Annotated in this window: 10 protein-coding genes; 5 read left to right on the top strand and 5 right to left on the bottom strand. The window is 32.3% G+C overall.

Annotated features, from left to right (window positions below; genetic code table 11):
• The first annotated feature begins 9 nt into the window (after window positions 1–9).
• Window positions 10–432 (top strand): protease complex subunit PrcB family protein, encoded by a 423-nt coding sequence (locus tag CLU81_RS04035; protein ID WP_099708652.1) that lies wholly within the window; start codon window positions 10–12, stop codon window positions 430–432.
• A 475-nt stretch (window positions 433–907) separates the two neighbouring features.
• On the opposite strand, the gene CLU81_RS04030 is transcribed toward CLU81_RS04035, so the two are convergent.
• Together CLU81_RS04030 and CLU81_RS04025 are read right to left on the bottom strand one after the other, a co-directional pair.
• Complete coding sequence (locus CLU81_RS04030) at window positions 908–1405, bottom strand: hypothetical protein (protein ID WP_099708651.1); 498 nt, start codon at window positions 1403–1405, stop codon at window positions 908–910.
• A 161-nt stretch (window positions 1406–1566) separates the two neighbouring features.
• Window positions 1567–2391 (bottom strand): UDP-2,3-diacylglucosamine diphosphatase, encoded by an 825-nt coding sequence (locus tag CLU81_RS04025; RefSeq protein ID WP_099708650.1) that lies wholly within the window; start codon window positions 2389–2391, stop codon window positions 1567–1569.
• Between the two features lie 188 nt (window positions 2392–2579).
• Here CLU81_RS04025 and aroC point away from each other — a divergent pair, with 188 nt between their 5' ends.
• The 3 genes from aroC (at window position 2580) to CLU81_RS04010 (ending at window position 7742) form a co-directional block, all read left to right on the top strand.
• A complete protein-coding gene (gene aroC, locus CLU81_RS04020) occupies window positions 2580–3638 on the top strand; it encodes a chorismate synthase (RefSeq protein WP_074658441.1) in 1059 nt (352 codons plus the stop codon).
• 53 nt (window positions 3639–3691) lie between these two features.
• Window positions 3692–4978, top strand: a complete 1287-nt coding sequence (locus CLU81_RS04015; RefSeq protein WP_099708649.1) for a dicarboxylate/amino acid:cation symporter — start codon at window positions 3692–3694, stop codon at window positions 4976–4978.
• A gap of 619 nt (window positions 4979–5597) precedes the next feature.
• Window positions 5598–7742, top strand: a complete 2145-nt coding sequence (locus CLU81_RS04010) for a response regulator (protein ID WP_233209649.1) — start codon at window positions 5598–5600, stop codon at window positions 7740–7742.
• A 119-nt stretch (window positions 7743–7861) separates the two neighbouring features.
• Here the strand turns inward: CLU81_RS04010 and CLU81_RS04005 are convergent, their stop codons facing one another.
• Both CLU81_RS04005 and CLU81_RS04000 read right to left on the bottom strand, forming a co-directional pair.
• A complete protein-coding gene (locus CLU81_RS04005) occupies window positions 7862–9112 on the bottom strand; it encodes a DEAD/DEAH box helicase (protein WP_099708647.1) in 1251 nt (416 codons plus the stop codon).
• 133 nt (window positions 9113–9245) lie between these two features.
• On the bottom strand, window positions 9246–10283 hold the full coding sequence (locus CLU81_RS04000; RefSeq protein ID WP_099708646.1) for a formimidoylglutamase: 1038 nt from the start codon (window positions 10281–10283) through the stop codon (window positions 9246–9248).
• Between the two features lie 96 nt (window positions 10284–10379).
• Here CLU81_RS04000 and CLU81_RS03995 point away from each other — a divergent pair, with 96 nt between their 5' ends.
• Entirely contained in the window at window positions 10380–11258 is an 879-nt protein-coding gene (locus CLU81_RS03995) for a hypothetical protein (RefSeq protein ID WP_099708645.1), read from the top strand.
• A gap of 926 nt (window positions 11259–12184) precedes the next feature.
• On the opposite strand, the gene hutI is transcribed toward CLU81_RS03995, so the two are convergent.
• On the bottom strand, window positions 12185–13420 hold the full coding sequence (hutI, locus tag CLU81_RS03990; RefSeq protein ID WP_099708644.1) for an imidazolonepropionase: 1236 nt from the start codon (window positions 13418–13420) through the stop codon (window positions 12185–12187).
• Window positions 13421–13481: the final 61 nt, after the last annotated feature.

The following is a 13481-nucleotide window of genomic DNA, read 5'->3' as shown; positions in this document are numbered from 1 at the left end:
TAAACGTAAATGAAAAAAGTAATTTCGGTTTTGGCAGTTTTTGCTATGATTTCTTGTGGAGTAAAAAAGACAACAGATTCAAAAGTTTTATACGAAGTTCTAACGGAACAATCTGATGGCGGGGGAAATATCAAATTTTTTGAAATTTTGACAGAACCTAACGAAATCAAAATGTTAGAAAACGATCCGCTTTTGGCTGATAAAATGAAACAGACTGATATTAGTAATTCAAATTATGTAATCCTGAATATGGGAGAAAAAAATACTGGTGGATATTCTATTGGTGTCGAAAAAGTTGAAGAAACTGATAAGAATATTATCATTACAGTAAAAGAAAATAATCCTGCTGCAGACGCAATGGTGATGCAAGTGATTACATATCCTTATACGGTTGTGAAAATTCATTCCAAAAAAGATATTATTATAAAGTAATTTAGGTGTGAAATGTTAAATGTGAAATGTCTGACTGGATATTGAATTTAACCCCAAAGTGCGCGAAGTTTTTTGTTCTGGATCGCGCTTAATAAACACAAAGTTCGCAAAGCTAAATCAATACAAAGCTTTGCGAACTTTGTGTTTTTACTAAAACCTTTGAGGGTTTGTGTTCCTTGACTTCAGTAGAAGTTTTTGTCTGATTGAACAGTGGATTTAACCGCAAAGCGCGCAAAGTTTTTTTGTTCTGGATCACGCTAATAAACACAAAGTTCGCAAAGCTAAATCAACACAAAGCTTTGCGAACTTTGTGTTTTTGCAAAGCCTTACACGATAAAATCTTAGCGCGCTTTGCGGTTAAATCAGCTGCATATGAGGACTTCGACTTCGCTCAGTCTGACAAAAGCAAAAAAAACCTGTCGCAGTAAAACGACAGGTTTTCTTTTACAATTATTTTTTACTTTTATTCTAAATTTTAGAATCTAAATTTAACTCCTAAACCAACGTCAAATCCAAAATTGTCATCATCATAATATCCAGAACCAATTTCAGGTCTTGCATCTAATGAAAGTGTGATTGGCGCTTCGCTAAATCTGTATTCTATACCGATGTCTCCAGCTGCGAATACATATGTTCCGCTGTCGTTATATTTGTAATTATTGTTGTAGTAATCGTGATCCCAAGCTGCTAATCCACCACCAACACCAGCATACCAGTTAAAGCCACCATCAATATTCCAAACCCATTGATAAAGTGCAACTCCTTTGATAGCATCTACGTCGCTACTGTTTCTCCAGCCTAAATCAAATTCAAGTCTGTTTTTTTGACTTAAACCTAATTGATAGGATACTTCACCGCCAAAACCGTTATTGTCTCCTAAACGGATTCCTAAAGCGTGTTTCGAAATTTCTTGTGATTGAGCCGTAAATGCTAATCCTAATAGCATAATGGCCGATAAAATTATTTTTTTCATGAAAATGGTTATTAATTATTTTTCAAATTTAATGTGTCATACCATTTTCAAACGTATAAAATTATTGGAAATTGTTACATAATTCACATTTTCAATCACAATCAAATTAAATTGAAAGTGTTGTTAACTCTTTTAAATAAAGTGATTCGCATCTAAAAAGGCTATTTGTTTAGAATAATAGACGAAATTAACTGAGAGCTCAAAATGTCTTCCATCTCAAAAAGATTCTCTTCTTCTGTGAAATTACTTTCAGCATAAGAATACAATTTCCATCTCTTTTTGTGGTATTCTAAAGCCGTTAGATTTTCAACCCAATCACCTGAATTTAGATATAAAGTAGAACCGTGTTTGTTTTCTTTGGTAATGATTTTTGGTTCGTGAATGTGTCCGCAAATTACATAATCATAGTTTTTTTCGATAGCAAGATCTGTTGCAGTAGTTTCGAAATCTGATATGAATTTTACAGCTTTCTTTACACTGGCTTTAATTTTTTTAGAAAACGAGTAAGGTTCTCTTCCAAGTTTTGCCAAACACCAATTTGCAAAACGATTGGTAAGAATCAAATAATCGTAACCTAAACCGCCAAGTTTTGCAATCCATTTAGAGTGCTGAACTGAAGCGTCAAAAACGTCTCCGTGAAAAATCCACGCTTTTTTATCGTCAAGTTCTAAAACTAATTTATCGACCAAAGCAAAATTTCCCATATTCATATCACTGAATTTTCGAAGAATTTCGTCGTGGTTTCCAGTAATATAATACACTTTTGTTCCCTTAGATGCCATCCCAATTATGCGTTGAATGACTCTTAAATGTGCTTTTGGGAAATATGATTTTCTAAATTGCCAAGCATCAATTATGTCGCCGTTTAAGACTAATGTTTTTGGTTTAATGCTTGATAGATAGTTATTTAGTTCTTTAGCGTGACTTCCGTAAGTTCCCAAATGGACATCTGACAGGATGACCAATTCAACATTTCGTTTTTTCAATTTTTCGTTTTTTGAAGTTTAGCAAATAAAAGAAACTCTAGTCGGATTTATTTTATGAAAAGGTTACCAATTTGGCTACAATTTTAATAAATTGTGATTTTTAATCTCGTTCGCCTTTATATAATAATACTAAGTTTAAATTTTTTAATTTAATTCATAAAACTTACATTTGCTCAAAACTAAATACAATGGCAGGAAATAGCTACGGCACCCTATATAAAGTTACTACATTTGGTGAATCTCATGGTGAAGCTTTAGGAGGAATTATTGATGGATGTCCATCAGGAATCGAACTTGATCTGGAAGCAATTGAAGTTGAAATGTCCAGAAGAAAACCAGGACAATCAGCAATTGTAACACAACGTAAAGAACCGGATGCAGTTCAGTTTTTATCAGGTATTTTTGAAGGTAAAACTACTGGGACTCCAATTGGTTTTATTATTCCGAATACCAATCAAAAATCAGATGATTACTCCCATATAAAAGATAATTACAGACCAAGTCACGCTGATTATGTATACGACCAAAAATATGGTTTTCGTGATTATCGCGGTGGCGGAAGAAGTTCTGCAAGAGAAACAGCAAGTAGAGTAGTAGCTGGTGCAATTGCAAAACAAATGTTGCCGGAGATTAAGATTAATGCTTACGTTTCTTCAGTTGGTCCAATTCATTTGGATACTCCATACCAAGACTTAGATTTTTCTAAAATAGAAAGTAATCCTGTTCGTTGTCCTGATGAAAAATCGGCTGCGATTATGGAAGAATATATTCGTGATATCCGTAAACAAGGTGATACTGTTGGCGGAATTGTTTCTTGCGTAATTCAAAATGTTCCGGTTGGTTTAGGCGAGCCTGTTTTTGATAAATTACATGCTGAATTAGGAAAAGCAATGCTTTCGATTAATGCTGTAAAAGGTTTTGAATACGGAAGCGGATTTTCTGGTTCTGAAATGAAAGGAAGCGAACACAACGATTTATACAATTCTGACGGAACTACAAAAACAAATCTTTCAGGAGGAATTCAAGGTGGAATAAGCAACGGAATGGATATCTATTTTAGAGTAGCTTTCAAACCTGTTGCGACTATCATGCAAACTCAGGATTCATTAGATAATAAAGGAAATATTACACCAATGACTGGTAAAGGCCGTCATGATCCGTGTGTTGTACCTCGTGCAGTGCCAATTGTAGAAGCAATGGCTGCGATTGTTTTGGCTGATTTTTATTTAATCAACAAAACATATTAATAAAAATTAAGACAGTGAGGGTCTTAATGTTTTAATTCTAAATAAATAAATTAATGCAAGTTACAGAAACCAAAAAGAAATCATTTTTTTCAGGATTAACAGGGCAAATTATAATTGCAATGATACTTGGAGCGGCTTTAGGAATTATTATTCATAATTCAATTTCGCAAGAAGCAGCAGTATCATTTAGTAATAAAATAAAAATGCTTGCGACCATTTTTATCCGATTGGTGCAAATGATTATTGCTCCTTTAGTTTTTACCACATTAGTAGTAGGAATTGCGAAATTGGGTGATATCAAAACCGTTGGAAGAATTGGTGGAAAAGCACTTGGTTGGTTTTTTACAGCTTCTTTTATATCCTTATTAATTGGATTGTTTTATGTGAATCTTTTAGAGCCCGGAGTAGGTTTGAAATTGGATCACGTTGATATGGCGGCAGCTACAGAAGTTACGGCTAAAACAAAAGTATTGTCTGTTGAGAATTTCGTAGAGCATATTGTTCCTAAAAGTATTTTTGAGGCAATGGCAACCAATGAAATTTTGCAAATCGTAATCTTTTCTATCTTTTTTGGATTAGCAGCGGCTTCATTAGGAAACACTGTAAAACCAATTATAAATGCTTTTGATAAAGCATCGCATATCGTTTTAAAAATGGTAAATTATGTAATGAACTTTGCTCCAATTGGAGTTTTTGGTGCCATTGCAGGAGTATTTGCGATTAGAGATGCAGAAGAATTATTAATTACATACTTTAAATTCTTCGGATCATTTTTAGTCGGAATCAGTACATTATGGGTTGTCTTGATTGCTGTAGGTTATATTTTCTTGAAAGGAAGAATGACAGAATTATTAAGACGAATCGTTGGACCATTGGCAATTGCTTTTGGAACAACAAGTAGTGAAGCTGTTTTCCCTAAATTAACAGAAGAATTAGAAGATTTTGGTGTTAAAAACAAAATTGTAGCATTCATGTTGCCGCTTGGATATTCGTTTAACCTTGACGGAAGTATGATGTACATGACTTTTGCCAGTATTTTTATCGCTCAGTTTTATGGCGTTCATTTAGATTTAGGAACGCAAATGGCTATGCTTTTGGTTTTAATGTTAACCAGTAAAGGTATTGCAGGTGTACCAAGAGCGAGTTTAGTAATCGTTGCGGCGACTTGCGGAATGTTTAAAATTCCTGTAGAAGGAATTGCGTTAATCTTACCAATTGATCACTTCTGTGATATGTTTAGAAGCGCTACAAACGTTTTAGGAAATGCTTTGGCAACATCTGTTGTTGGACAATGGGAAGATGGTAAAGAAGGAAACTTAGAATTAGAGGAAGAGAATTAATTTACTTCCCTTATAAATAATAAAAAAACCGTAACAGACTTTAGTTTGTTACGGTTTTGTTTTTAATAATAGTTTGCAGTTTAGAGAATATTTCAAACTACAAACTTATGCAGTAATTATGCTGCTACTTTTCCTTTTCTTCCTTCGTCTTCTGGGATATCACCACCCTGAATTGTTTTTTGTTGTGCCTTAGTTAATTTTTCTACTTCAGTAAATTTTAAAAAGTTTTCTAACATAATTTTTGGTTTTAATGCTCCAATCTTATAAAACACTTGGGGCTTGTGTTTGTAAATTTTGTTAAAGATAAAATTAATTTTTATTTATAGTGTTAAAATTTATGCGTTTTCAAGGTTTATTTGCCTTTTTGCTATTTTTATGTTTTACGAGGAATTTCGCTTTAAATCTTGATTTATCCCATGTCTTTTGGCCTTTTGGCGGAGTTTCATTTTTAAGAGGAAAGTACAAGTTCTTTTTTTGTAAAACATTCTGAGTAAATGATTAAACAAAAAAGAAGTTTGTAAAAATCAAGCTGTTTTTTTTTGTCTTAATAATGTATATTTGAATAAATATTCCCCAAATTATGTTTCGATTTCGAATCTTTTTATCGTGTTTCATATTAATGAATTTATTTTCATTTAATTTATGGGCACAGAATAATTTGTCAACAGAAAAAATCGATAAACTTATATTAGAAGCACTTTCGAACTATAGAGAGTCAAATTATGAAAAATCATTAATTATTTCCAGAGTTGCGCTTAATCAATCAACAATTACCAAAAATGATTATTTTATTGCCCGTTCTTACAATATAATCGGCGCCAATTATAATGATTTAGTAGAATACGATAAAGCAATTTTTTTTTATAAAAAAAGCCTTTTTTATGCTGACAAAGCAAAGAATGATGGCTTTAAGAATATGCTATATAACAATCTGGGTAATATATATTGCTTTGAAAAGAAACAATACAAACAAGGAATCATTTTTTATAAAAAATCGATAGAATTAAGTAGTAAAACTAAAGATCTGAGCCAGATATATTTTACGAATGTTAATATCGCCTGGGCTTATTTTGATATTGGTAATTTCGAAAAAGGATATCCCTACTTAAGTTTTGTAAATAAACATCAGAAGGAAGTTGGAGATGATGATACCGTTATAATTACTAATATGTTAAACGGTATGTATTGCAGCTACAAAGATGAGGGTTCTAAAGCTCGTGTTTATTTTGAAAAAGCTATAAAGTTGGGGAATGAACATGTAGAAAAATTAGATTTGTCATATGCGCATTTAGAGTATTCAAAATTTTTGACTAAAAATGAAGAATTTAAGGAAGCCTATGCCAATTTATCCGCCTATAATAAAATAACGGAACAAATCTATAATGATGAGAAGGTTAAGAAAGCTTCTATAGCAGGTTTTAATCTTGAATTGGACGAGTACAAAAGGCAAATTGATAAAATCGAAAACGAAAAAATAACACAATATCAAAGTTTAAAAAAATCCAGAATTATTGTTATTCTGTTTATCGTTATCTCTTTTATTCTACTTTTATTAATTGTTACTTTAATAAAAAACATCAGATTTAAGAAAAGGCATAATTTAGAGCTTCTAAAGGCAAAAGAAATTGCGGAAGAAGCTTCGATGCTTAAAACGCAATTTATTTCGACTATAAGCCACGAATTGCGTACTCCGTTGTATGGAGTAGTGGGAATAACTAATATGCTTCTGGAAGAACATAAAGAATTATCACAAAGCCAGCATTTAAGTGCTTTGAAATTTTCGGCCAGATATTTATTGTCTTTAGTAAATGATATTCTTCAAATCAATAAAATAGAAGAGAATAAAGTTGTTCTGGAGAGTTTGACATTTAATATTTCGGACGAAATTACAATGATAAAAAACTCACTTTCCTTTTTATCTCAAAAAAATAATAACAAAATTAATGTTTCAATCGATCCCAATATTCCTGAATATTTGATTGGAGACAAGTTGCGATTGGCTCAGATTATCATGAATTTAGTAAGTAATGGATTGAAATTTACTAAAGACGGAGAAGTTGAAATCATTGTAAAGCTTGATGGAATAGAAGGTAAAATGTATTTTCTGGATTTTCTAATTAGGGATAATGGCGTTGGAATTGCGGCGATTGATCAAGGGAAAATTTTTGAAAAGTTTGTTCAGGTCGGAAGAAAAGATGAAGATTATCAAGGAACCGGATTAGGATTAAGTATTGTAAAACGATTGTTAGGGCTTTTTGGTAGTACAATAACACTGGAAAGTGATATTGGCGAAGGAACTTCATTTTCATTTACTATTCCCTTTGAATATGATCCTCAAAAAACAAAAACTATTATTGAAGAAATTGAAGTTGATTTAACTTCAAACGAAATTTATAAGATATTAATTGTCGAAGATAATCTCATTAATCAGTTGGTTACTAAGAAAATCATTGAGAAGAATAATTATATCTGTAAAGTGGTAGACGATGGTTTTTCGGCGCTTAAAATCTTAGAAAATGAAACATTTGATCTGATTTTAATGGATATAAATATGCCTTTAATGAATGGATTCGAAACAACTAAAAGAATTCGTTTGCTGGGTATAAAAACGCCAGTTGTAGCGCTTACTGCTTTTGATAAAGATGAAATTGCAGAAGAAGCGATTTCGTCAGGAATAAACGATATTATTATAAAACCGTTTGAACCGGTTAAGTTGTTTAAAATTATAAATTACTTAATAAACGAAGCAAAAAACGGTTGTTAAGATGAGAAGAAGTATAAAACACGAATTTCACTAATTTGCACAAACTAGGCTGACCTATTAAAATTTGTGCAAATTAGTGAAATTCGTGTTTTGTATTGATTTATATTCAAACGCTCAGTTTAATACCAGCGTTTTTTATTTTGTTTAGAAGCGTTTGATTTTCTTGATTTATGAGCACCACCGCTTCGGTTTGAATTTTTAGGTTTTTCAGCCGATGCTTCAGGGCTTCCGGAATGCCATGGATAAGGATGATCTGTAATTGTTTTTACATCAACTTTTATCAATTTTTGAATGTCTTTCCAGTAAGGCTGTTCGTCTTTACTACAAAAAGAGATTGCAATTCCTCCGTTTCCGGCACGTCCTGTACGTCCAATTCTATGAACATAAGTTTCAGGAATATTAGGTAAATCAAAGTTAATTACAAATGGCAATTGGTCAATGTCGATTCCTCTTGCTGCGATATCAGTTGCTACAAGAACGCCAACTTCTTTGTTTTTGAACGCATCTAAAACACGTTGTCTTGCATTTTGAGATTTATCTCCGTGAATTGCTTCGGCCGGAATATCTTTTTTACGAAGTGCTTTTACAACATTATCTGCACCATGTTTAGTTCTTGAAAAAACCAAAACATTCGATAAATCTTCGTTTTTTATTAAATGATATAATAAATTTCTTTTCTCCGTTTTTTCAACAAAGTAAACACGTTGTTCAACATTTTCGGCAGTAGATGAAACAGGAGAAACTTCGACTTTAGCAGGATCTTTCAGGAACATTTCCGCCAATTCACGTATTGCAATTGGCATTGTAGCCGAAAACAATAGCGTTTGACGGTTTTTGGGAGTTAGTTTTACGATCTTTTTTACATCGTTTATAAAACCCATATCCAGCATTTGATCTGCTTCGTCCAGAACCAAAGTATGTAAATGATCCAGATCAAGAAAACCTTGTTTCTGTAAATCAAGTAATCTTCCCGGAGTTGCAACCAGAATGTCAACACCTTGTTTTAAGGTATCTACTTGTGGATTTTGCGAAACTCCACCAAAAATGGTCAGTTGTGTTAAATTGGTATATTTTGCATAAGTGTCAAAACTTTGACCAATTTGCACCGCTAATTCACGTGTGGGAGTTACTATAAGAGCACGAATTACTTTGGCTTTTTTAGAAGAGCCAACAATTCTATGTAATTGATGTATGATTGGAATGGCAAAAGCGGCCGTTTTTCCTGTACCTGTTTGTGCGCAACCAATTAAATCTCTTCCTGCTAAAACAATCGGAATAGATTGTTCCTGGATAGGAGTAGGATTTAGGTAGCCTTCTTCAAATACGGCTTTTTGTATACTTTTTGAAAGTGATAAATCTTCGAATAACATATCTTAGGTATTAAGAATTTAGTTTTAAGTACTAAAATTCTGTGCAAAGATAGGTTTATTCAATCAAACCTTGATTTGAAACTTAGTTTATTTGGTAAATGATCTGATTTTTAGGGGATAATATTCTCCCTTTTTATTCTTTTTCATTATTGGCTTTAATGAAATCCGTTACTAAATACCCAATCAATTTGCCAATTAAATTGTTATTTGGAGAATCGGCTAAATCTGGTGCGCCTTCGCAAATATGCAAATAAGTAGCATTTCTATGTGATCCGAAAAAGGAAATAAACTGTCTTAATTCTTCTACAGAAAATCCGCTAATTGTCATGGCACTACTTGCAATATTTGGAATTGCGTCCAAATCAATTTCAATTCCAAAAGAATCTGTTCTGATAAATTCCAAAGCCAAAGCCATTTCTCTGTCAAAATCTTTTTCTTTACGAATATTTACACTGTCATAAGTATTGTAGCGAACACGATCTTCCAGTTTTTTGATGATATCTAAAACACTTTTTGAAGTATAATTTTCGTGTAAACCGAAGATGAAGTATTTTTTTAAGAAACCTTCCTCGTAAGCGTATGAAAAACCATTTCCGCTATGACGTCCTTCTAAAATTCTAAAATCAGAATGAGCATCAAAATTAATCGCATTTATTGGTTTTCCTTTGGCTAAAGCCGAACCTTTAATATTTCCGTAGGCGTTATTATGGCCTCCGCCGATGATAATTGGAGTTTTTCCAGCTTTTACAATGGTAAAAATAATATGGGAAACTTCTTTGTCTATTTTTTCTACTAACTGACTTAATTTAGATCGGTCGTCGATATCATTGAAATCAAGATTTTCGACATCACGCATTTCTTCCAGAACATTAATTTGTCCTAAAACAATAATCTGACTGCCTTTTGAAAAACGATTGTGCTGAATATTAGCAATGCTTTTAATGGCACTTTCCCATGCAGAAGCCGCTCCGGGTCTGCCGAAGTTTGCGCGTACGCCAATGTCTTCGGGTATTCCCAAAAGCACATATTTAGCTTCACTTTCCTTCAAGAAACTGAGTTTGTCTACTCCTTTGGGAATAACAATCATTTTCTCTCCAAATTTTATTTCGCCACTTCTGTGATTTGTGACTTTTGCTAAATCATTTACAGTAAAAGGAATTAGTTTCTCCATTAAAAAAAAATATTTTCCAAAAATAATATAATTGTATCAACTTACGTTATTAAGATATATTAATTCTTAAATTTGTTTTAAAGAAAATTATTAAATATGGAAAACCCAAAGAACAACAACTCAAGTCTAAAGGCGATAATCGCAGTTTTAGCAGTCCTACTAATTGGTAGCTTAGTGTATATTTTTAAACTGTCTTCTGATACAGATGTAGTTAAGACTGAACTTACAACAACCATGACAGAGAAAGAATCTGTTATGAAAGATTTGCAGGAATTAAAAGCAACTTATGATGCTGCAATTGCTGAAAATACTTCTATGTCTGACGAGTTAATTCAGGAAAGAGATAAAGTAGTAGCTTTGATGGATGATTTGAATAAATCGAAAGGTGATGTGTCTAAATACAGATCACAAGTTCAGGCTATGCAAGGAAAAATGAAAACTCTTGTTGCTGAAAACGATGAATTGAAAAAACAAAATGGTGTTTTGACAGTTCAAAGAGATAGTACGATTACAGTTTTAGGTGAATCTAAAAAATATAATGAAGTATTAGTTGGTCAAAACGAAGAGTTGGCTAAGACAGTTGAAAAAGGCGCTAAATTATCAGTTTTAAACACAAAAACTGCTGCATACAAATTGAGAAGCTCAGGAAAACAAATCGAAACAGATAAAGCTAGTCGTGCTGATATCTTAAAAATTAGTTTTACTATTGCTGAAAATCAAATCGCTAAATCTGGAGATAAAACGTATTATGTACAAGTTATCGATGCTAAAAACAATGTTTTGGGCGAAAAGAAAACAGAAAACTTTGGTGATAATTCTTTAACTTATAGTTTTAAAACTACTGTTAAGTACGAAAACAAAACTGTAAATGTTAGTGAAGACTTACCAGGTAAAGATTTTGCTAAAGGAACTTACTTTATCAATGTTTATGATAACGACGAATTAGTTTCTAAAACAAGTTTTAACTTGAGATAAGAAACTGTCTAAAAGTAGAATACCACTAAAATATTAAAGGTCTGTGAAGTTTTTCACAGACCTTTTTTTATTCAATTAAAAATCACATTAATTGGGTATCTATTTTCTTTTTTTAGTTTGTTGTGCTTCTAGTTTTTTTTGAATTTTCTCTTGTTTTTTTGCTTTTAAATCTGTTGTTGAAGCTTTCTTAGCCATGATATTTTTGTTTTAATTATTAAAAAAAAGTTTAATCCTGATCCTATAATTTATTTTGTAATAAATAAAAACTTTATAGCGAGTCACAATGTTCAATCTGAATTGAAATTGCATGGTAAAAAAGTTTTATAGGATTTTATTAAGCATACTCGCGATGCTTAATAATTCGGGAAGATTTTTAATTTTAATAAAGAAGACAATGTTAAGATTTTCTTACAGTTATACACGTATACATTGGTATTTGAAACGTTTTGTTTCAAACCAAATTTATCTGTGTTTACTGTTAGAACTAAATTTTTCATATCTAAAAATCTGATTTGTAAACATAGTCCCTTATTTCAGAAGAAACTAATTTATGTAAGATTTTTATGCTTATTTTAACGATTGGAGAAAATTAATAGATTAGCCCGTTGGGTGTAATTCAAAAAAAATAAAATTAATCTCGCAAAGGCGCTAAGGCGCAAAGTTTAAGCACAATATTGTCATTTCGACGCAGGAGAAATCTTCGTGAGAAGCTCGACAAAGATTGGATTCGCGTTGCGGAGTTACTTACGAAGATTTCTCCTGCGTCGAAATGACAAACCCTTTGCGATTTTGCGCCTTTGCGTGAGATTTATTCAACACAGTATTAAAAATATTTCCTTTAACTTAATGACATTTCGCTTCGGGACTATGTTTCTATGTGTTAAAATTAATTATACCCAATGTGTTAATAATTTATGCTTTTTACATTAAATAATTTTTCCTTCTACAAAAACACTTTCGATTAAATTACTTCCAAATGCGTATGGAATCTGGTAATAAGATGAAATAGGTTTTGTAAGGATTAAATTGGCTTTTTTGCCTTTTGTAATACTTCCGTGAGTTTCAGAAATTCCCATTGCATAAGCGCCATTAATAGTTGCGGCATTTATCGCTTCTTCGGGCGTCATTTTCATCTTAATACAAGCCGTTGCAACTACAAAGTTCATATTTCCGGATGGAGTAGAACCAGGGTTAAAATCTGTAGCTAATGCTAAAGGAAGTCCGGCTTTGATCATTTTGCGTGCTGGCGTGTATGGAATACTTAAAAAGTAAGAGCACGATGGTAAAGCTACAGGCATCGTTTCTGAATCTTTTAAAGCTTCAATATCTTCAGGATTCATAATTTCAAGATGATCGACAGAAAGGGCTTTAAATTTAACTCCGGATTGTATTCCTCCAATAGAATTGAATTGATTTACGTGGATTTTTGGTTTTAGACCAAATTTGATTCCGGCTTGCATAATTTGTTCTGTTTCTTCAACAGAAAAATAACCTGTTTCGCAAAACACATCAATATATTCGGCTAATTTATTTTCAGCGATTTCGGGTAACATCTTTGTGATAATCTCCTCAATATAACCTGCTTTGTTTTCTTTGTAATGCAACGGAAAAGCATGTGCGCCAAGAAAAGTAGCTTTTATTGTAATTGGATAATTTTCAGCCAGTTTTTTAATAACACGAAGCATTTTTATTTCGCCTTCGATTGTTAATCCGTATCCCGATTTAATTTCGACAGCTCCGGTTCCTAAATGCATCACTTCTTCTAAACGAAGTTTTGATTGCTCATAAATTTCTTCTTCTGAAGTTTCGTTAAGCTTTTTAGCGGAGTTTAAAATTCCGCCGCCACGATTGGCGATTTCTTCATATGAAAATCCGTTAATTCTATCCACAAATTCTTGCTCACGATTACCGGCATAAACAATATGCGTGTGACTGTCGCACCATGAAGGCAGAACGATTTGACCGGTTGCATCGATAATTTTGTCCACTTTAATTTCTGGCAGATTCTCCATAGATCCAAAATCGTGAATCAGATTATCTTTTAAAATTAAAAAGGCATTTTTTATGGTTGGAAGAATAGCCATTTCGGCACCTGAAACTTTAGAAATTGAAGTTTCACGAACCTGTAGCAATTCTTTTATGTTTGTTATTAAAGTGATCATATTATGATTTTATATTTTAGGAATGTTATAAAACACAAATTTCACAAATTATCACGAACTA

The organism is Flavobacterium sp. 9, assembly GCF_002754195.1.
Classification (GTDB): domain Bacteria; phylum Bacteroidota; class Bacteroidia; order Flavobacteriales; family Flavobacteriaceae; genus Flavobacterium.
This window is presented reverse-complemented; position numbering and strand designations above follow the sequence as displayed.